The organism is Clostridium amylolyticum, from assembly GCF_900142075.1.
Taxonomy (GTDB): Bacteria; Bacillota; Clostridia; order Clostridiales; family Clostridiaceae; genus Clostridium_AA; species Clostridium_AA amylolyticum.
Map to the genome: position 1 here is coordinate 80116 of NZ_FQZO01000008.1, position 21407 is coordinate 101522.

General features: G+C 32.0%; 20 protein-coding genes. 5 read left to right on the plus strand and 15 right to left on the minus strand.

Annotated elements, in window-relative coordinates; all coding sequences use genetic code 11:
- Position 1: 1 nt before the first annotated feature.
- From BUA82_RS16420 to BUA82_RS16430, 3 genes are all read left to right on the plus strand, one after another.
- Complete coding sequence (locus tag BUA82_RS16420; protein ID WP_073010794.1) at positions 2 to 1357, plus strand: [Fe-Fe] hydrogenase large subunit C-terminal domain-containing protein; 1356 nt, start codon at positions 2 to 4, stop codon at positions 1355 to 1357.
- Positions 1358 to 1965: 608 nt separating this feature from the next.
- The gene (locus BUA82_RS16425) at positions 1966 to 2481 is read left to right on the plus strand and encodes a phosphatase PAP2 family protein (RefSeq protein ID WP_073010796.1); all 516 of its coding nucleotides are present in this window, start codon (positions 1966 to 1968) and stop codon (positions 2479 to 2481) included.
- 92 nt (positions 2482 to 2573) lie between these two features.
- Complete coding sequence (locus BUA82_RS16430; protein WP_073010798.1) at positions 2574 to 3239, plus strand: HAD family hydrolase; 666 nt, start codon at positions 2574 to 2576, stop codon at positions 3237 to 3239.
- On the opposite strand, the gene BUA82_RS16435 is transcribed toward BUA82_RS16430, so the two are convergent.
- Positions 3236 to 4426: a glycosyltransferase family 4 protein gene (locus tag BUA82_RS16435; RefSeq protein WP_073010800.1), complete on the minus strand. Its 1191-nt coding sequence runs from the start codon at positions 4424 to 4426 to the stop codon at positions 3236 to 3238. The two genes, BUA82_RS16430 and BUA82_RS16435, sit on opposite strands and share 4 nt — an antisense overlap.
- A gap of 374 nt (positions 4427 to 4800) precedes the next feature.
- Between BUA82_RS16435 and BUA82_RS16440 the strand changes: the two genes are divergently transcribed.
- Positions 4801 to 6039, plus strand: a complete 1239-nt coding sequence (locus BUA82_RS16440) for an O-antigen ligase family protein (protein WP_073010803.1) — start codon at positions 4801 to 4803, stop codon at positions 6037 to 6039.
- 34 nt (positions 6040 to 6073) lie between these two features.
- Here the strand turns inward: BUA82_RS16440 and BUA82_RS16445 are convergent, their stop codons facing one another.
- The 8 genes from BUA82_RS16445 to BUA82_RS16480 form a co-directional block, all read right to left on the minus strand.
- Positions 6074 to 6886 carry a glycosyltransferase family 2 protein gene (locus tag BUA82_RS16445; protein ID WP_073010805.1) on the minus strand — a complete coding sequence of 271 codons (813 nt, stop codon included), beginning with the start codon at positions 6884 to 6886 and terminating at the stop codon, positions 6074 to 6076.
- Positions 6887 to 6888: 2 nt separating this feature from the next.
- Positions 6889 to 7911 carry a sulfotransferase gene (locus BUA82_RS16450; protein ID WP_073010808.1) on the minus strand — a complete coding sequence of 341 codons (1023 nt, stop codon included), beginning with the start codon at positions 7909 to 7911 and terminating at the stop codon, positions 6889 to 6891.
- Between the two features lie 4 nt (positions 7912 to 7915).
- A complete protein-coding gene (locus tag BUA82_RS16455) occupies positions 7916 to 8941 on the minus strand; it encodes a glycosyltransferase family 2 protein (protein ID WP_073010812.1) in 1026 nt (341 codons plus the stop codon).
- Entirely contained in the window at positions 8928 to 10202 is a 1275-nt protein-coding gene (locus BUA82_RS16460; protein ID WP_073010815.1) for an O-antigen ligase family protein, read from the minus strand. Before BUA82_RS16460 ends, BUA82_RS16455 begins: the two co-directional genes overlap by 14 nt.
- Positions 10203 to 10412: 210 nt before the next feature.
- A complete protein-coding gene (locus tag BUA82_RS16465; protein WP_073010818.1) occupies positions 10413 to 11279 on the minus strand; it encodes a Wzz/FepE/Etk N-terminal domain-containing protein in 867 nt (288 codons plus the stop codon).
- Positions 11280 to 11334: 55 nt separating this feature from the next.
- A complete protein-coding gene (locus tag BUA82_RS16470) occupies positions 11335 to 12150 on the minus strand; it encodes a LicD family protein (RefSeq protein WP_073010821.1) in 816 nt (271 codons plus the stop codon).
- Positions 12151 to 12191: 41 nt separating this feature from the next.
- Positions 12192 to 13643 carry an oligosaccharide flippase family protein gene (locus BUA82_RS16475; protein ID WP_073010825.1) on the minus strand — a complete coding sequence of 484 codons (1452 nt, stop codon included), beginning with the start codon at positions 13641 to 13643 and terminating at the stop codon, positions 12192 to 12194.
- 175 nt (positions 13644 to 13818) lie between these two features.
- Positions 13819 to 14565, minus strand: coding sequence for a peptidylprolyl isomerase (locus BUA82_RS16480; RefSeq protein ID WP_073010828.1), 747 nt, complete (start codon positions 14563 to 14565; stop codon positions 13819 to 13821).
- A gap of 646 nt (positions 14566 to 15211) precedes the next feature.
- Between BUA82_RS16480 and bcp the strand changes: the two genes are divergently transcribed.
- The gene (gene bcp, locus BUA82_RS16485) at positions 15212 to 15676 is read left to right on the plus strand and encodes a thioredoxin-dependent thiol peroxidase (protein WP_073010831.1); all 465 of its coding nucleotides are present in this window, start codon (positions 15212 to 15214) and stop codon (positions 15674 to 15676) included.
- Between the two features lie 68 nt (positions 15677 to 15744).
- Here bcp and BUA82_RS16490 read toward each other — a convergent pair whose 3' ends face one another.
- The 6 genes from BUA82_RS16490 to BUA82_RS16515 form a co-directional block, all read right to left on the minus strand.
- Positions 15745 to 16329, minus strand: coding sequence for a manganese catalase family protein (locus BUA82_RS16490; RefSeq protein ID WP_073010834.1), 585 nt, complete (start codon positions 16327 to 16329; stop codon positions 15745 to 15747).
- A gap of 15 nt (positions 16330 to 16344) precedes the next feature.
- Complete coding sequence (locus BUA82_RS16495) at positions 16345 to 16635, minus strand: spore coat protein CotJB (RefSeq protein ID WP_242948995.1); 291 nt, start codon at positions 16633 to 16635, stop codon at positions 16345 to 16347.
- Positions 16607 to 16783, minus strand: coding sequence for a spore coat associated protein CotJA (locus BUA82_RS20355; protein ID WP_083599998.1), 177 nt, complete (start codon positions 16781 to 16783; stop codon positions 16607 to 16609). The genes BUA82_RS16495 and BUA82_RS20355 overlap by 29 nt, the downstream gene beginning before the upstream one ends.
- 142 nt (positions 16784 to 16925) lie before the next feature.
- Positions 16926 to 18059 carry a glycerate kinase gene (locus BUA82_RS16505; RefSeq protein WP_073010836.1) on the minus strand — a complete coding sequence of 378 codons (1134 nt, stop codon included), beginning with the start codon at positions 18057 to 18059 and terminating at the stop codon, positions 16926 to 16928.
- Between the two features lie 342 nt (positions 18060 to 18401).
- On the minus strand, positions 18402 to 19655 hold the full coding sequence (locus tag BUA82_RS16510) for a GntP family permease (RefSeq protein WP_073010839.1): 1254 nt from the start codon (positions 19653 to 19655) through the stop codon (positions 18402 to 18404).
- 269 nt (positions 19656 to 19924) lie between these two features.
- Positions 19925 to 20989 carry a CdaR family transcriptional regulator gene (locus BUA82_RS16515; RefSeq protein WP_073010842.1) on the minus strand — a complete coding sequence of 355 codons (1065 nt, stop codon included), beginning with the start codon at positions 20987 to 20989 and terminating at the stop codon, positions 19925 to 19927.
- Positions 20990 to 21407 lie beyond the last annotated feature (418 nt).

Consider the following 21407-nt stretch of genomic DNA (forward strand, 5'->3'; position numbering starts at 1 on the left):
CATGCAAAAACGATACATGGATTTATTTCAAAAATTAGTTAAGGCTTATTATGATGGAAATTTTGATGAAGCTGTAAAAGAAATTATTGATACTCCTGGGCTGGATAAAGAGCAAGCCATGAAGACTATTTCTGCTTTATGTGGTGTTGAGGTAGATCTCAATGATAACTTCATCTATAATCTTAAAAAAGCTATAACTAACTATCAGGTTAGGGAGCAGATTGTACAAAAAGTAGGCAATTGTTCCATGAGTTGTGTAGATGATGAGACAGGTAAAACAAAATGTCAAATGATATGTCCTTTTAACGCTATATTAAAGGATCCAATTAAAAATACAACTTACATAGATGTAGATCTCTGCGCTGGATGTGGAAAATGCGTAGATGCTTGTGATAATGGAAAATTATTAGATAAAATTGAGTTTGTGCCAATAATGGATTTATTAAAAAGCGGTAAACCAGTAGTGGCTGCAGTGGCACCTGCTATTTCTGGGCAATGGGGTCCTAATGTATCCATGGATCAGATGAGAGCTGCTTTTGTAAAGGCTGGATTTAAAGATATGTTTGAAGTTGCTTTTGCTGCAGATATGCTCACCATTAAAGAAGCTGTAGAGTTTGACCATTTGGTTAAGAAAAAAGATGATATGATGATAACCTCCTGCTGCTGCCCTATGTGGGTGGGAATGCTTAAGAGGGTTTATGCTGACTTAGTTAAATATGTATCTCCTTCAGTATCTCCTATGATAGCTGCTGCTAGGGTGCTTAAGAAGCTTAACCCAGAGGTAAAGGTAGTTTTTGTTGGACCATGTATAGCAAAAAAAGCAGAAGCCAAGGATAAGGACCTGGTAGGAGAAGTGGACTTTGTTTTAACCTTCCAAGAGTTAAAAGGTATATTTGATGTATTAGATATTAACCCTGAAGAGTTACCTGGAGTTGCTTCTATAGAATATGCTTCCCGTGGGGGTAGATTATACGCAAGAACCGGCGGAGTTTCTATAGCTATTTCTGAAGCTATAGAGGAGCTTTATCCTGAAAAATATACTTTCCTTAAAACCCTTCATGTGGACGGAGTTAAAGAATGTAAAGATGTTTTAACTAGAGCTGCTGCTGGAGAAGATTTAGGCGCTAACTTTATAGAAGGTATGGGTTGTGTTGGCGGATGCGTTGGAGGCCCTAAGGCTTTAGTTTCTAAAGAAGAAGGAAAAGAAGCTGTAGATAACTTTGCATATCAATCCGCTGTAAAGATAGCCACTCACAGCGGAATACTAGACGAAGTATTTGCACGTATAGGAATAACTTCTCTTGAAGATTTTAAACATCCTGAAAAAATAGAAATATTTGAAAGAGAATTTAAATAGTAAATAATAGCCTGCAGATGAGTTCTGCAGGTTATTTTATTTGTCCTATAAGGGAAATATTGATTTTTATGTTTATAAGAAAATACTAACCTTTGTATAATATAGAGACCATTATTTTTTATATTAAGAAAAAACATAAATTTCTTAACTTGATTTTAATCTTTTTTTAATGTTTTGTTGTTAGTATTTAAATATAGATAGTACAAGCCTTTTAAATAACACTAGGCAGTATTATTTAGGTGATACTATTTTATAAGATAATATGCACCCCTATTAAAAGAAAATGATTTTTTATAGACTTTTATACTCCCCCCTAAAATGTATAAAATTTTAGGAAAATCATTTTCTCCCCTATTCCTCTTTTATTATTTTAGGATTTTGTGATATATTATTATATAAAATATATTACCTTATATAAAAGACATGGATTTAAGGCGAAGATTCATTAACACAAAATAAATTAAGTCATTTCTATAATATGAGGATTTTTAACCTATATATTATATTAACTATTATAAAGGTTTTGACTTTAGGATGTAGCAATATAAACACTCTAGATTATACTATATATTAATGTGTAAAAATTTAAAAAGGAGGAGCCGTGAAACATGAAAATAGATTACTTGGTAAAACGAGATCATAACATAATGATATTTCTTAATAAGAATTTAAAATGCAAAATAATGGACAGACTTATGCCCATTTTAACCTATTTAGGCTCCACGCCCTTTGTAGCTGCATTTTGCAGTTTTGCATTATTGTTCTTTGGAAGAGCTCGAGACAGCTTTGGTTTCAAGGTATCTGCAGCCGTTGTAGTAAGCGGCTCATTATCTCAAATATTAAAAAGAACAGTGAATAGGATTCGTCCTTTTCTCATTTTAAATAACCTAAATATTAAAAAAATAGGTATCGACGATTATTCCTTCCCCTCAGGTCATACCTGTGCTGCTTTTACCCTGGCGGTGATGATATTAATGTTCTCGCATATGTGGGGCATATCCGCCCTTATACTGGCACTAGGTGTTGGAGTATCTAGAATATATCTAGGAGTCCACTTTCCTACAGACGTTATGGCTGGTATGATGCTGGGAACCTTAGTATCAGTGAGCACTTATTTAATTTAAATTCTAAATTAATGTACATTGTCAATTATAACGTTCTTTCTCTATGTTATAATTGACAATGTACATTATAAATTTATGGGTTGGTGATGTTTTTGTTAAAGGATATAAAGGCGGTAATATTTGATTTGGATGGCACTTTGGTGGATTCTATGTGGGTTTGGGAAAAGATAGATAAGGATTACCTTAGCGGTTTGGGATTTGATGTGCCTTATAATTTGAAGGATGAAATAAATCACTTAAGCTTTGATGAAACAGCTATATATTTTAAGGATAAGTTTAATATTATAGATTCTCTTGAGGTTATTAAAGCTACTTGGCACAACATGGCCATATCTGAATACTCCAGCAATGTCCCTTTAAAGCCAGGAGCTGAAAACTTCTTAAAGCACATTAAAAATCTAGGATTAAAAATAGGTCTTGCTACCAGCAACTCCACTGAACTTTTGGAAGCAGTGCTTATGAAACATAATATATATGAATATTTTGATGTTATCACCACTACTAACGAAGTAAAAAGGGGCAAGAATTTTCCTGACGTATATCTTCTTTGTGCAGAGAGGTTAGGAGTTAGTCCTGAACATTGCTTAGTTTTCGAAGACATACAGGCTGCTGTAATGGGTGCAAAAGCAGCAGGGATGAAAGTGGCTGCAGTGCATGATCCAGCGGCGGAGTATCAAAGAGAAGAGCTAGAAAGACTTGCAGATCATTATGTTCTCAGTTATGAGAATATATTAGAAGGTACCAGGCATCTTTTTTAATATAGCTCTTCCGTCTGTTTTATCATAGTTTCCAAGGAGTATCTTTCTTTGTTACATTCATAGGACTTTTCTGCTTTTTTTATCATCATAGGATACTCTTCCATAGCTTTAATCATGGATAATCTAAGAGAATCAACATTATTAGGCTGGGTTAATATTCCAAACTCTTCTTCATTTAATATTTTCCTGATAGCTCCTACATCTGTAGAAACTATTGGGATTTTATTTTTTATAGCTTCCAATATGACAAAGGGAAAGCCTTCCTTTACTGAAGACATGACGAAGCAATCAATAATACGCATCTTGTCCATGGCATTTTCCACATAGCCTGTGAAAATTATATTTTTGTTATCTCCTGCTAGCGCTTTCATCTCCTGCAAGAGATGCCCATCTCCAATAAGTATCAGCTTTGCCTCATATCCTTCAGTGCACATATCCTTAAAAGCTTGTATAAGATATCTATGTCCTTTTGTCTCATAAAAGTTAGCCACGCTACCAAAGACAAAATCCCCTTCCGATATACCAAAATTCTTTCTCATTTTAGATATATGAGTCTGTGAATTCTTCTCTTTGCCTATACAAAGGCAATTAGCATCTAATTTGTCACTGGACTGATACTTGACAAATTGAGAATCCACCTTGGTAATTGCCCTGTCAAAATCTATTCCATTAGGCACATATACCAAGTTTTTTTTAGGTTTAATTCCTTTGTTCTTAGCTATGCTTATGTCATTTTCATCCACACATATTAAACTTGTAGTTTTTCTACTTTCATAAGCTTCTAAAAAAGTATAAAGCTTCTTTTTGGCAGTGCTCATAGGCTCATTAAAAACAAAGCCATGAGCAGTATAAATTATATTTTTAACCCCTGCAGAAAGGGCGGCTTCCCTTGCCAGTATTCCTGCCTTAGAGCTATGACTGTGAACCACATCATATTTATTTTTTTTGAACTCCATCTTAAGCTTTTTGTAACACTTAAAATCCATAATAGGGTTAATTTCTCTAACCATTTCGGGAATGGCTACATGCCTAATCCCTATAGAATTAAGTTCATCTATCATCTTCCCACCTGGAGCAGAGTAAACTGTAATATCATATTTGTCTTTAAATCCATTACATAAAAGCAGCACATTCTTTTGTGCCCCTCCTAACTCAGATTGTGTTATCACATAAGCTATTTTTTTCATTCCACACCCTACCTCTTAATAATTCATGCTATACCTATACCTAAATCTGATATCTTATTATATCTATGATGGAATATGTAAATAATATGCTAACCTTCCAGTGTACACTTTTAACTTATATACTATTATACCTCAATTAATGGCTCTAAATTAGTTTTTATTTATAATGTTTACAGGAAGATAAATAAAAAAATATTCACTATTTCACCATAATTATATATGCATAGACTTATTTTTGTATAAATTATATTATTAAGGTTAGTATTATTTGTAGAATTGTTTAATTTATTTTATGGAATTTCTTTGAAAATATTGTTAGTAACTATAAAAAATGTGCTATACTTTAATGGATAATTATGTTAAGGAGATTAATAATGAAACAAAGAACATTAGATAAGGTTTTTCTGATTTTTTTCTGTATTTATTTTTTTGCATCTATGGTTTTGCCCAATACCTTGAAGATTACCGGTAAGATAGGTATTTCAGAAGCTCTTTTTATTTTAATAGTATTATTTTATTTTATTGTAGCCTTTTCCCGGGAAAATGGTATTAAGAACTTTTTTATTAGCATTTCAGAATTTTTCACCCACAAATTATATATTTCCCTTACCTTATTGCTTGTATTAATGGCTATTTCTATTAGCTATTCTCTTGAGAAGCCCTTAGCAATAGGTGAGTCTATAAGGTTCTTTACTTACATTGTTTCAGGGTTTATAGCAATTAATGAATTTAAAGAAATTAGTGAGAAGGAGCTTTTAATAAATACCTTTATATTTGCTAGCCTTGTCATAAGCTTAGTGGGACTTGGTCAAATGTTTACTGGTAAAGGCATGACAGTAGATATTATGATAAATGGTATTAATGTTCCAAGGATGGAGTCTACCCTAGGCAATCCAAATTCCTTGGGAGCTTTTGCAGTAATTGCATTTTTTCCTGTATTGATGCTAGGTATACATACAAAAAATATTAAGATAAGAGCTCTTTATTTTATATTAGATTTTCTTTTACTTGTAAATATGATGATGTCTTTTTCCCGAAATTCTTGGTTGGCACTAGCCTTTGGAGTAGTAATTTTAACTATATCCTATAGTTGGAAGATCATTTTTATATTGATAGGTGGAGGATTTATTTCATTACTTGTACCTTCAATAATGGATAGGGTAAAGCAATTTGGTGACATGTCCGTTAATAGTTCTAGGCTAAATATATGGGCAATAGCTTTAAAGATAATCAAAGATAATCCCATAAAAGGTGTAGGAATTGGAAATTTTATTGCATACTATGACATATACATAAAAAATTATCCTGATTATGATATGAAATTTTATAGACGATTTCCTACACATAATGATTATTTAAAAATACAAAGTGAACTTGGTATTTTGGGTACTTTAACATTTTTATCCTCTTTATTATTTAGTTTAATAGAAATATTTAAGGCCTCTAGATTAAAGAGGAGCAGATATAGTTTCTTTTACAAAGGCTTCCTAGTATCTTTTTTATGCTTTTTAATGTTAAATCTTTTCGATAACACTATGGGAATTACCCATCTATCCATTGCACTTTGGATATTAATTTTTAACGCAAGAAATAACTTTAAAACCATTTTCTAATAAAAAAATAATAAAATACTCTTAAAACTGCTGACTAATCAGCAGTTTTAAATTTTTTGTGAGCCTTGTAAATTGATGTTCTTAATACTCTAGTAAGATATTTCAAGAATGAAAATGAAGATGCAGATATATAAGTTAAAAGTTTAATTTGTTTGTTTTTTAGTAGTCTTTTATAGTTAGATAATTCTCCTTTTTCCATAAGCCAAAGCTTGGAGGTTAATCCACTTTCACCAAAGGTTCTTTTTCCTCCTCCGTAGGTAACTAAACTTTCATTTATAAACATACATTTGTACTTTTGAGAAAATCTAAGCCAAAGATCATAGTCTTCTGAATATTTTTGTCCTTCATTAAATAAACCAGCATGAAAAAGTGCAGATTTTTCTACTATAACAGTAGATGTAAAGATGTAATTTCTATACAATAATTTATTAAAACTTATTTCTTGAAGATTGGGGAATGCCTTGTGTACTATATTGTTAAGAGATGTACATACCAGCTTAATATTAGGGTTATCCTGAAATACTTTTATTTGTTTTTTTATTTTATCTGCTTCCCAGCAATCATCTGAATCAAGAAAAGCTATATATTCTCCCTTAGAATTCAGTATTCCGTTATTCCTAGCTGCTGCAGGTCCTTTGTTTGACTGTGTTATAAGTTTTACCATATTTAGATTGTTATAGACGATATAATTTTCAATTATCTCAGCAGTATTGTCCTTTGAACCATCATTTACTATAACTATCTCAAAGCTACTATAATTTTCTTGCTTAAGTATGCTGTCCACAGCCCTTGTGATATCTGAATTATTATAAACGGGAATAATTACTGAAATAAGTTTATCTTTCATATTTAAACCTCATCATAACAATATTCTTTTAATTCTTGCTCTATTATTCTTACCTTCTCTTGATCAGGATATATCTTATAAACACCAATATTTTTAATAGATATATCTGGATTAAAATATTGCCTTTTATGTATATGATTTTTATCTGTAATTCCTATAAAATCATATATTTCTTTAAGAAAGTCATCATATTTAATCACTGTATCTTCAAATTTTACTCTCATAATATTCTTAGGATCTTCTATTTCCCCTTCAGCTTGTTGTCTAAGTTTTCTAAACCACTTTATGTATACATCCAGATCATGTGATGGTATCCAACTTTCTTTTTCATACATCTCATTAATGGCAAATATATCTCTTGGATCTCTATCTATCACCACTACTTTTAAATCATAAAAATAATTTAAATAACGATTTATATTAGCAGGCGGTACAAGTTGATCAAAAACTAAATACTCATATTTAAAATTAAGGTCTATCACATGGAATAGTTCTTGCATATATTCCTTAGTGGCATTATAAAATCTATCTTCAGGATAAGAAAAATATATTCGGCTTTTAGGCGGCTGAATTACTGCTCTTCTTTCTGAGGGATTAATAATTATTTTCTTAATTCTTGGATATATTTTATAACAGAAAAATCTAACTATAGCATTTTTATCAATAGCATGATGCTCCCAATAACCTTTCCAGGAAACATCAACCAATTTATCAATATACCTATAGGAAATCTCTTTAAACTTCCCATTAAAAAACCTTTCATACCTTGGAAAAATAAAATTACCGGAATGATAATCTATGATTTTTTTAAACCTTCTTATGGCTATGTCAGAATTTAAGCGATGCCTATTTTCCAAAAGAGCACTTTCTAGGTAAGATATTCCCTCATAGTCTTGAATAAATCTAAACTCATAATCTCCTGTAGAATAACAATTATCAAATTCTTTAAGTAAGTCTGTTACTACACTGGAACCTGTAGCTCCATATCCAGCACAAGTAATAATCTTGTGTTTATTCCCCCCCATGAACCTACCCCCTTAACCTTTTAAATACTTTACATAGATAAAAATATAAGAATTTTGATGTTAAAAACACCTTAACCTCAAAAGTCTTTAAGTTTTTAATATTAGAAAGCACATTTTCTACATCTGCATAATATAAGTTTAAACTTAATTTATTAAACTTTTTATTAGCCTTGAATACTTCAAAAATACCATATTCATCATAAATCCATTTTGCTATACTTAAATAAATATTTATATAATCATAATCTAATAATAACTTAAGATTTTCTTTAGGCATTGCTTGTCCATTAAGATGCACTGAACTTATATAATCCCAAAGCCTCCTGTTTGCCTTTAATGCATCACAGTATTTTTCGGAAAAGGCTGTGTTCATAGCAGAAGTCTTTCTTACCATGAGCTTAGTAAGATCTTCACTAACCCCAGTAACTATTTTAGAATTGTAAAGACACTTGCCTATAAACTCTGCATCTTCCCCATAAGAAAACCCTTCACTGTACTGTAATTGATTTTCTAGCAGCATTTTTTTATTGTAAAGAGCATTTCCTGTACATACCCATATTTCCTTTTTCAACTTTTTTTCTAATGCCATGGGGCCTGGTAGCGGTTCTTGAATATATGATTTATTATTAGAATATCTATAGGTTACTTTTCCACTATTCTCTTGAAATTCATAGTATCCACAGTGACATATATCCGCCTTATGCTCTTCAATCTTTTTAACCATCTTCTCTAAGGCAGTAGCTTCCAGACTATCGTCTCCATCAATAAATAAAACATATTTCCCTGTAGATGTATTAAGTCCTATGTTTCTAGCTCTACTTACTCCGCCATTAGTCCTCTTTATAAGTGTATAATTAATATTTTTTCCTATAAAAAAACTTTCTATTTTCATACAAGAATTATCCTTAGAGCCATCATCTACCAAGATTATTTCATAATCCTTAAAGCTCTGACTTTCTATAGACTCTAGGGTCATAGATATATAATTTTCTAAATTATATACAGGTATAACTATACTAACCAAGGGCATGTACTTTCACCTCATATCTTTTATATACCATTCTCATAGCATTTCCCATAAAAGTCCAGTAAACCGTGGCTACAAAATTAGCTACAAATATTATATTTGCCTCTACCATATTTATGGCGTAAATAGAAATAGAAAAGGCTAATATTCCACTGACAAATATCCTTTCATACCTCATTAGTGGATTTTTACTAATATAACTATATATTTTCACAGTAACAAATACAAAAAATATTAAAATTATTATAGATGCTATTACCCCATTAGCTACTCCTATTTGAAAGAAAATATTATGCAGTCCACCTCCGTCAATACCTGGAAGAGATACTCTAGCGGCTTCTTTCATAGACTTTGTAACATTATCTGTTCCTACTCCGATTAAAAAGTTTTCCTTTATGACTTTTAAACCAGTACTCCACAGATTAAGCCTTCCGCTAAAAAATCCTAGTTCTTCATTTTTAACTAATAGACTAGAGGGTTTATTTATAAAAAGCGCTTTTGTCCATAAAGCTAAAAAGCCCAAAGTTAGTAAAAAGAAAATATAAAGCACTTTATTTTTGATAGACTTTTCATAAATAAGAATAAATGCTATAAAGAAAATCCCTACAGCTAATATCCCTGCTCTTCCTTTTGAAGACAATAAAACTCCTACTTGAAGCACAACACTTAAAATATAAAAGACTTTTCCATACCCCTTTGTCATTAGAATAAGAATAGCACTCATCATTATAGAAAGCGCAGCTACTAAGGCAGCAGTATTCCCCCCAGTGTATATTCCATTAAATCCCCCATATACAAGCCGTCCAAACACGCTATCACCTATAGTAAAAGTTATATTTAAGATATACATAGCAAAGGTTATTAAAGAAGGTACAGCAGAAGCTAAAACATAAGTATTCATAAGAAGTTTACCTTGTTTAATTATATCTTCTTTATCTCCCCAGCTATTGAAACTATACAAAACAAAAAATTGCATAAAGGTTAATACGTATATTTTTATATTTGAAGCCTTAGATGGGTTTTTTATTATAGTTAATATATAAATGCACATAAAAATCAACAATAATATCTTGCTTTTATGAATAGCAATACTTTTATTTTTTACATAAAACATGTAAAGAAGCACTATTGCCCATAACAATAATAAAAAATTTATTACTGTACTAACTCCTTTAAGAGTTGTTAAAGCAGTGGTATATAGTATAGTTATTACTATAAAAACCTGTTTGTATATCAGTTCACTTTTTGTTAGATTAATTTTCATAACTAATCTCCTGTTCTTTGATTAATCTTAATAATTAATCTTTTTGTTCTTTGATTAACCTTATTAACTAATATTCTTATTTTCGTTATTTTTCATTACTGAATATTTTACCTGTGTTTTTTCTCAGTCCTTCATGTCTTTTATATAAAACATTATAAATATGAGAGAAGGAAAGTGAATCAATTTCCAGGAGTAATAAGTTTTTCTTCATCATACTTCTCCATTAATTTCCTTGTTAGAATTTTCAAAGTAATCTTTAATAAGTACAATAAGACATCCTAACATAAAGCCTGCCAAAATACCCAATATAGCTAGCTTTTTTACGGTTACAGCCTTTACTGTGATATTATACTCCGGAGAACTTATAAGTTCTAAAGCCTTTATATAATTAGCTTTATAGCTCTTAGCTTCTGCTAGCTCATTTAAACCAGCATCATATATCATACTGCTTTGAGAATCCTTTTTAATGTTTTTTAGCTTTTCTTCATAAAAAACTATTTTTCTCTTATTATAATCTTCATAATTATTGTTAAGATACTTATTTATTTCTTCATAGTACTTTTTGGGTAAATGAATACTAAGTTCCTTATCCTTTAAAGTAACTTCTATACTTACATTAGTTTTAATATTTTCATCTATCTTTAATCCTTGCTGAGGTATAGGAATATCTTGTATTGATATTCTTGTTATGGAATTCATCCATTTTATTAAGTCTTCTTCTTTTATTGATGAGATATCTTTAATCTTATTAATTTTTGCGTATTCTTCTTTAAGGTTCAGTCCTTTTACTACTTCTTTTTTTACTTCGTCGTTATTTACTGCATTACTTATATTTTCACCAAAGGTTTCAATGAATTTTGGACTTTGACTAAAAATAAGTCTTGAAGTATAGACTGGCGGTTTTAGAATTCCATATGCTGTTGAAATAAGCATCATAATTAAAGTAGTTATAAGAATAATAAACTTTCCTTGCAACAATGGCATAATTGCATCATATAATTCAATTTCATCATTTTTTATAATTTTATTTTTTATACCTTGCCTTCTTTGAATGCTATCTTTACCTTTTCGCCTCATAGCCTACTCCCCTTTTATACCTTTTTCTTACTTATCTCTTCTTTTTCTCGCTTTTTTACTTTTCTATATATATTTCTATAGCATGTACAGTTCTTTCATTCTCTGGAGGCAACACCATATAATTACCATAGGAAATAGTAAGTATTTTATCACTATTATTTGGTGTTAAAAAATATCCATTTTCAAACTTTCTTCTTTCTAGTGGGAATAAATCTTTCTCCTCAAACTCTTTATCCCATATAAGTTCAGCTCCATAGGTGTATGTTGTGGATTTAGAACCTTTGCTTAATTTAATTGCTGATTCCTGCAACTTAAATATAAGTTTTGTAGGTATCAGCTTTCCCAAAAGCTGCATAAAGGTACGGAGGAAAAACCTTGGCTTTGGAAAATCATCGGTATTTATCCTTAATTTTAAAATCCAAAGTTTTCCTGCAAGACTCTGAATTTTTGCTTTAAAAGATGTATCCGGGACTTTGTCAAAAGGAAATACATCTATATAAAAACCTTGATGATATCTTTTATTCTTCTCTTCTATGAGAAGGCTTCCATTATGTCTTATTTTTAATGGAATGTGATATAAATCATAATTTGAATCCGTATCTCTAGTTTGGAAAAAATATTTCTTTGAAAGTTCTTTTGGTGCTATTTCTTTAAACCTATTATAGTCTTCTCTAAGCATAGATATATCTAAATCATCATCCCAAGGAATAAAGCCTCCATGGCGTATAGCCCCTAACAATGTACCATCGGATAAGAAGTATTTTATATTATGCTTACTACAAATTCGATCTACTTCTTTTAAAATCTGAAGCATTATATCTTGTACTGTTTTTATATCTGTTTTTATATATTCTTTTTCACCATATATCATAAGAATTTCCCCTTAATTATAATAATAACAAAAATATTTTATCATCTCTTTACCTTTGTTTTAAATTTTTCCATAAACATCATCAATACTTCGTCTTTAATAACTAGGAGTATGGTAAAGTATACCAATGAGTTTACAAATATAGTTGCTATGGAAATCTTTACAGTTCCATGAATAAAATGCTTTATTATCGAAGTAATAGGAATAAACACTAAAGATATTAAAAAATATTTCATTTTATCAATACTAAATAAATTTAAATTCACCTTTAATGTATGTCTTACATAATAATATTCAATGATAATTAATATGCTGTTTGATAAAGCTGTGGTGAGTATGGCATTTCTAGGGGTAAACTTACCTAGTAAAAGCAAAATAATATTTAATGTAACATTGATTAAGCCACATACAAAAATATACTTTACTAATATCCTTTCCTTTCTTTTTACATAAATTACCTGATTGGTAAGTATAGATTCTATTCCTCCAGTAATTATATAAAATGCAAAAACTTGAAGTATGGGTATTGCACCTGAAAGTTTTTCTTTTCCATACAACCATAGAATTTCATTTGCTAATACAAATATCCCCAGTGCAGCAGGAAATAAAAACGCAAAATAAACCTTTACAACTCTGTTCAACAAGCTTTCGTACATTAATTCATCCTTTTTTCCTAGATGATGAGAAAGTCGCGGTATGGTTACATATATAACCGCTAATATTACACTGTTTATCATGGTACAAATAAGTTGGGAAGATGTGTACCTTAGCAAGGATGGTTCATCTATGAAATGTCCTAACATAAACCTATCCACTTGAGTATAAAGCACATTAGCATTGGCCAACAATACGCCCATAAGTAAATATTTTATATGTCTTTTAATTTCTATTTCTTTTATATCAAACTTTATAAATCTTTTGATATACAAAAAACTTATTACATTATTAAAAAATACGTAAAGAGAACTTAAAAATACATACTGATAAAAATTACCAGAAGCTTTTATAGTGGTTACCAGCAATATTATATACGTTAATCTAACCAGTATAGTCTTAACGGTTATAAAATTATAATTTTCAAGGGCTTCATTTACCCACTCTATGTAAAATACATTTGCAAAAATATTTATTGTGAAAATCATAAGCACAGGAAACTTATCTGTCCCTGCATACATAGTATAAGAGAATATTAAATAAGCTATAATAGCTATAACATTGGCAATACACCCAATGATAAATAAACTTGTAAATAATTTTGAAAGTTTCTTTTTATCCTCTCTTACTCTACTAACTTCCCTAAGTCCATATTGATATATTCCAAAAGAAGCGAAAACAAAAAAATAATTGTATACGGTATCTCCGAAATAATATCTTCCCATAAGCGTATCTCCCAACACACTTAAAGCATAAGGACCTATAATCACAGGAATTATTATGTTAAATAAACTAAGAAGGATCTTAAATATAACGTTTCTCATTATAGATTTGCTCATGGCTAATTTACCTTTCTAAACTAACTTTGTTCGAAACTATATTCACTAAATTTTTACAATGAATTCAAAATTAATTATAACACTGAGTTAAAAATAGTGCCAGGCAAGTGGCAAGCAAAAAAATTACATTATTGTAATTTGTCACTTGTCACGTGCCTGGCACCCTTTTTTGCTTCTAGAAAAACTTAACTCCGTATTTATCTGAAAGTTCTTTTACAAGCTCAGCAAATTTGTTGTTTTGTCTTTCTTGTATAAGCTGTTGCATAACTTGATGTTCAACTTCTTCAAAGCTTCTATTAGTTGCTGGTGTTTTCTCTTCAAGCTTTATTAAATGCCATCCAAATTGAGTTTGTACTGGAGCGCTTAAATCTCCTACTTCCATTTGGAAAGCAGCGTCTTCAAATTCTGGGACCATCATACCTCTTGAGAACTGTCCAAGATTTCCACCTTGCTCTTTTGATGGGCAGCTGGAGTATTGTAAAGCTGCATCTTCAAAACTTATAGCTCCTGCATTTATTTTATTTAGTATATCTTCAGCCTTGTCTTCACTATCTACAAGTATGTGCTTAGCACTTACCATAGGTTGTTCTTGATAGGATTCTTTGTTAGCTTCATAAGCTTTTTTTGTTTCTTCGTCAGTTACTGTAACTTCTGATAAAACCTTATTTATTGTAACTTGAGTTAAAAGTTCCTTTTTAATTGCTGCTAATTGTGTTTGATATTCTTCACTGTTTTCTAAGTTCATTTCTTTTCCCATATTGTACATAAGTTCAAAAGATACTATCTCATTAAGAAGTTGTCTCTTTCCTTGCTCAGTAGTTAAAAAACCTCTTCTATCTTGAGGGTATCTTGCTATAACTGCATTTACGTCATTTTCTGTTATGTTTACTCCATTTACAGAAGCTAATATTTTATTTTCCATGATGCATCTCCTTCGCATTTTAATAGGCCTTTTCAGGCACTATAAATATAATAACATATTCTGTATGAATAACGAGAATTTTTATTGTATTTTATATGATATATTTTTATTAAATATGTATTCATTGAGCTATTTATACGAAAGCATATAACCTATGAAGTGTTTATACAGGGTTATAAAACCTATATTGTTAAACTTATATAAACTTAACCCTTTTAACCATCTTACTACTAGGTTAGTCATTGAAATATAATAACTATTATCTTATAATAATAATTAAAGAGAATAGACAATGCGTAATTATAAATGAGAAATGATAAGTTATCAATGATTAATTTTCAAGGAACAATGGGCAGTAGATATTGATATTAGGATTTATCATTTTAAATTGAATAGGTTTTATGATGATAAAGTTATTCTTAACTTCAGATGGACTTACTTAAAAGAAATACCCTATCCAACTGAAGCTTAGAAGAACTTATCCAGGAGCTTAGCGCACCTTATCCCGCCACTTAACGAACTGTGGTATAGGGGAGGTTAGCTATCGGATAAATAATATTGTTAAGTTGGAAATGCTACTGCCTAGATGGGTGGGCAAGCTTCCATATTATGGCTATAAAATAACATTTTTAAGGAGGAAATATAAATGGAAAAATTAAATTTTGAAGGTCAAATTGCTCCAGACTTTACTCTATCTGGATCTGATGGAAAAGAACATAGTTTGAAAGATTATAGAGGCAAGAAGGTTATTCTTTACTTCTATCCCAAGGACAATACTCCCGGCTGTACCAATGAAGCTATAGCTTTTAAAGAAAATACAGAAAATCTTTCAGGATTAAATGCTGTAGTTCTTGGTGTAAGCAGGGACTCCCTAGCTTCCCATGAAAAGTTCATTAACAAATTTGGACTACCTTTTGTGCTATTAAGCGATGCAGAATCCCAGGTTTGCGAACTTTATGGAGTGTTAAAAGAAAAAAATATGTTTGGTAAGAAGTCCATAGGTATTGAAAGAAGCACCTTCGTGATAGATGAAGAGGGTAAGGTTATAAAAGAATTTAGAAAAGTTAAAGTAGACGGCCATATAAATGAGGTTTTAGAAGCCGTAAAGTAAATTGTAAAAGTATGGTTTCGCCCCTGGGGTGCTGACATTATATGTCAGCACCCCAGGGGCGGATACATTTATTTACAATCGTAAAATATATGCTTGTTTTGATAATGATCCTGCACCTGCACTAAAGCTTCACCAAACCTTTGGAAGTGTACAATTTCTCTTTGCCATAAGAATTTTAGTACATCTTTCACATCATGATCCTCTGTAAGGCTTATAAGATGCTCATAGACAGTTCTTGCTTTTTGCTCTGCTGCCATGTCTTCATGGATGTCTGTTACTGGGTCTCCGGTGGACTGAACATAAGCCGCTGTCCAAGGCACTCCATTGGCATCCGCTGGATATATAGCATTGTCATGCTGCGCAAATCCCCCTTCAAGCCCCGCAGCTTTCATCTCCTTAGGGGTAGCTCCTCTTGTAAGTTGATATACTAGAGCTGCAATCATTTCTACATGGGCTAATTCCTCAGTACCTATGTCTGTTAATAATGCCTTAGTTTTACCTGTAGGCATGGTATATCTTTGACTTAAATACCTTATGGCAGCACTGAGTTCACTGTCTGGCCCTCCATATTGAGCCATTATAGCTTTTGCTAGCTTAAGATCTTTGTTTTTTACGTTTACAGGATACTCCATCCTCTTTTCATAAATCCACATACACTTATCCTCCCATTAGTTTTCCCATGGCCAGGGTTCATTTACATAATTCCACTCGCCAGGAAATTCAGAATCACCAAAGTTTTTTAAAGGGCCATAATAATTTTCATAAACACGCTTCAGATTGTTTAAGGCATTGGATATAGCCTTATAATCTTTAACTGCTTGCTGATCTTCAGGAAAGTTGTCTATATAGAGATTCAAATCTACTGCGTAGAAGCCTATTTCCTGAATTCTTTTCATCAATTCATGTTTGTCCAAATGCTCGTCTTCACAATTATTCATCATATCTCTGTCTCTCATCATAGCCACTATCCTCCCTTTTACCTGGCAATTCTCTAACTAACTCTTTAAATATTGTGCCTTTTTTTAAAGCTTTACGAATATCAAATAGATTTCTGTACTCTTGGAGTATCACATAAGCTTCAGCTAGTCTGTACTTTTTTACACTCATTCTTACACCTCATGATAATGATTTAACGAATTTATCGTTCTTAATATTCTATGAAGGTTAAATATAAAAGGTTACTGTATAAAAATGTAATCGCCCCTGGGGTGCTTCCATTTTTATGGAAGTGCCCCAGGGGCGATTACATTTATTTACTTATCTTTAATATTCTAGCTATATTTTCTGATGCTCTTTCCATGTTAGCAATACCTTGTTGTAGGGCAATATCTAAATCTACTGCACCAGGAAGTATACCTATTATAGAGTTTATTCCATGGTCATAGAGCACCTCTACTCTATCGCCTATTCTTCCTGCAAAGGCTATTACTGGTATACCAAACTTTTTAGCTGTGGTGGATACACCATAAGGGGTTTTGCCACAGATAGTTTGAAAGTCTATGCTTCCCTCCCCAGTAAATACATAATCTGTTCCTTGCATTTTTTCTTCTAAGTCCGTAAACTTTATAACCAGCTCTACTCCACTTCGAAGGTCAGCGTTTAAAAATGCCATAAGCCCTGCTCCAAGGCCGCCTGCTGCACCTGCCCCTGGAACTTTAGCTATATCTTTTCCTAAGGTTTCTTTTATTACAGCTGCATAGTGGGTAAGATTTTTATCCAAAGTTTCTACCATTTCTGGAGTTGCACCCTTTTGAGGTCCAAATACATGAGAAGCTCCATTTTCACCAACTAAAGGATTGGTTACATCGCAAGCAACTTCAATCTTTAGATTCTGTAATCTTGCATCTAATGCTGATAAGTCAATTTTATCAAGTTTATGAAGGGCTCCTCCTCCAAAAGGAAGTTCATTGCCTTCACTATCAAGAAGCTTAGCGCCTAGAGCTTGTATCATACCTGCTCCACCATCATTGGTAGCACTTCCCCCTATCCCTATAAGTATGTGGTTTACCCCTCTGTCTAATGCTGCTTTAATAAGCATACCAGTACCATAGGTAGTAGTTAAAAGAGGATTTCTATCTTCTTTTTTCACAAGATGAAGTCCACTGGCGCTAGCCATCTCTATTACTGCGGTTTTTCCATCACCTAAGAGTCCAAAAGAAGCCTCCACCTCATTACCTAGAGGTGCTATAACTTTAACCTTTATCATTTCTCCTGATGTGGCATCTATAAGAGATTGAACCGTCCCTTCTCCTCCATCTGCCATAGGTACCTTAATGCACTCTGCATCAGGTAATACCTTTTTTATACCTCTTTCCATGGCATCTGCTGCTTCTTTAGCAGTCATGCTCTCTTTGAAAGAATCTGGTGCTAATACAAATTTCATAATAATCTTTAGTGAAGATGCATATCTATGTCCATGTCTTCGCTAAAGTCCACCTCCTCGGTCTTTTGGAATTATAATACTATTTTATAGTAGTAAAGTTTAATCATTAGAGTGTGAATGTCTTATATGTTCTTAAGGAAACTTCTTTTCCAACCCTAAAGCTTACATTAAAAGAAATATGTAGCTTTAGGAATAAAGGACACTTCTTCTCCACACCCAAAGCTTTTAAAAATAAGAGGATGACGCTTTGGGTGCTGCTAAGAAGTAAGCGACCATGCCAAATCGAAGATTTGGAATGTCTGCTTAAGCGACTGCGCAAAATCGTAGATTTGGAGTATCTGCTTATCTTAATATAAATCCGAAGATTATAGTGGATACTATGGTCATGGTTAGACCTATGATGGATTCGTAGGATATAAGCTTAAGTCTTTCTTTCATATCCATGAATACACTTCCACCTGTAGCATGGAAGAAGCTTCCGTGTGGTAAGTGGTCTAGTACTGTAGCTCCTGAATGAATCATGGCTGCAGCTGATAGAGGCTTAACTCCAAGCTGAAGTATAGTTGGTCCAAATACTTGGCTTCCTACTGCTGTTCCGGAAGTTGTAGAAGCTGTAGCTCCTGACATAAGAATACCTGCTATAGGTGCTAATGCAAAAGCTGGAAGACCTACTGCGTTTAATCCGTTTATGATAACATCTTTAAGACCTGAATTTGCAATAATACCTGCTATGGTACCAGTTCCTAAAAGTAATATAGCTACACCGCTCATTTTTGCTAGTCCAACAGTGGCATATTTATTAATGTTTTTGATTTTACCCATGCATAAAGCTCCTACAATACCACCTACTGGTAAAGCTATTAGAGGGTCTATGCTGATTTGGAATAATGGTCTTAAGGATAATATTATAATTGCTGTTAATGGTCCTGCTATAGCTGCAAGAAAGTTTGGTTTTTCTTCTGAAGTAACTGCTATTTCACTTTCCATAACCTGTGATCCTTTATGGGCAAGCTTCTTAGCTATAACACAGGTAACTACTAGTCCAAATATTGCTGGAATTATACCTGCTGCCATTACTGAGGTTAATGGAAGTTTAAAAGCGTCTGATGCCGCTATGGCATTTGGGTTTGGAGACATAAGGTTTCCTGCTTTACCTCCACCTATCATAGCAATAAGAATTGCTGTTTTTGTAAGGTTTGCTCTCTTTGCTATGGCAAGAGCTATAGGTGCCACTGTAATAACAGCTACGTCTATGAATACACCTACTGAAGTTAAAACTAAAGTTGCTATGGCAAGGGCTATAAGAGAATTAGACTCTCCTAGCTTATCTACTATAGTTTCTGCTATTTTAGCTGCTGCTCCTGATTCTATAAGAACCCCTGCTAAAACTCCTGCTGTTAATATTCTAAGTACTGCGGGCATAATACCCTTAGCTCCGTTAATCATAAGGGTAACGGTGTTGGTAAGTCCTGCTCCTCCTACTAATCCCCCGATGATGGCTCCAATTATAAGTCCATAAGCTGGATGTACTTTTTTAATAATAAGTACAATAGCTATAACTAATGCTACTAGTGCTCCTAATGCTGTAACTTGCATTTTAAATTCCTCCTAAGTTAAATAAAATGATTTCGTTTTCAAATTAATTTTAATCCATGAAGGGAAAATAATCATTGTATACTTGTTAAATTCTTATCATTATATTTTTGTTCATTTGCACAAAAACCACCAAATAAAATTACTAAAAATGTATAAAAAGCCATATTAAATCATTAATTTTAATATGGCCTTGCACAATTTTCCATTTAATTCTCCTCATTCATCATCACTTAAACAGAAGAATTTAATTGAATCTTAAAATTATTTCATTAATTATTTACATTAAACACCACTAAAGCCGTAAAAAGTTCTAAAAGATCCATGAAATTTTTAGGATTCTTTCCCGTGATATCTTGAATTTTTTGCATCCTGTAATTAAGAGAATTCCTATGTATATGCAGGTCATTAGCCACGGAATTCATCTCACCATTATGTTTTATAAAGGATAATAAAGTTTTTACAAGCTCTGGCCCTTTTCCTTCCTCTTGCAAATTTTTTATAATATTAAAGTATTTTTCTTTGTAGGATATATTGGAAAGGGCATCTATGGAGATTATATTGCTATACTCTACTAAATCCATGGGCACATTCAGTTTTTTAATGATATCTATACCTCTTAATGCCTCTTGAACGCACTTAGCCATAATTTTTTGCTCCGTTCCCACACCTATAATAGCATTTTCAAAAAAACTTTTGTGTATCTCCTTTATCCTGTAATTAAGTCTTTTATCCTCTTTCAAAAACAAAACCACATCTTGGGGATTGATCCTAATTACATATTCATTATCATTTATATAACTCTTCAGCCTATCTATATTAATCTTTTTAGAGTTTTTAGAGCTTACCACTACAGCTCTTCTAGGAACAGTTAAATCTATACCTATGGAGGCAGCTCTTTTAATAAAGCTCTCTTCATAAGCTTCATTTAAAAACACCCATTGATAAAGTATCTCTTCCTTAAGCTGTTCTTTACTCCTCTCTTCTATGAATATATATTCCTGATTTATAAGAAGTTCTGCTGTAACATTTACTATAGCCGCAAACTGGCTGACAATGTCAGGATCTCCGCTGATGCCGATTACCCCCATAATTTCATTTTTAAAATAAATGGGCATATTAACTCCTGGCTTGGCATCACCTCTGTCCTCATGTATAGAAATAAGCTTCTTTAAGGCGATGGCTTTCACCGCCCCTTCATGAATCTTACCTATTCTCCTCGCATCTCCGCTACCTATAATAATCCCCTGAGAATTCATAATGTTCACATTGTAAGGTATAACATCCATCATTTTATTTACTATATTTTGAGCTAGCTGCTCTGTTAAACGTAGCAAATTTCTCACCTTCTTATTAATGAAATTTAATCATGGCCTGATGCTTCTATGATTTATTAGAATTTAATTATTATCCATTTGAAGCTAAGAATCACTTGATGTTTATATTATAATTATTTATCCTGCACAATGAAAGTATAACCTATGTACACCCCTTAGTGATATCTATAATAATCTTACTCTTAATACTATGAAAATGAACTAATAACTCATATGGCTTCCACTATCTTATTATAAAAAAAAGCATATGCAGCAAATATATCTAAAATATTTGCAAAACATATACTCATGGATTAGTCCCACCATAGTGAGCCAATACATTATTAAAGATTAAAGAGATTAATGAGATAAAAAGTTCAAAGAGTTTAAACAAAAAGTTATTTTGGGCAAAATAAAGCCCGATACCCATAAGGTATCG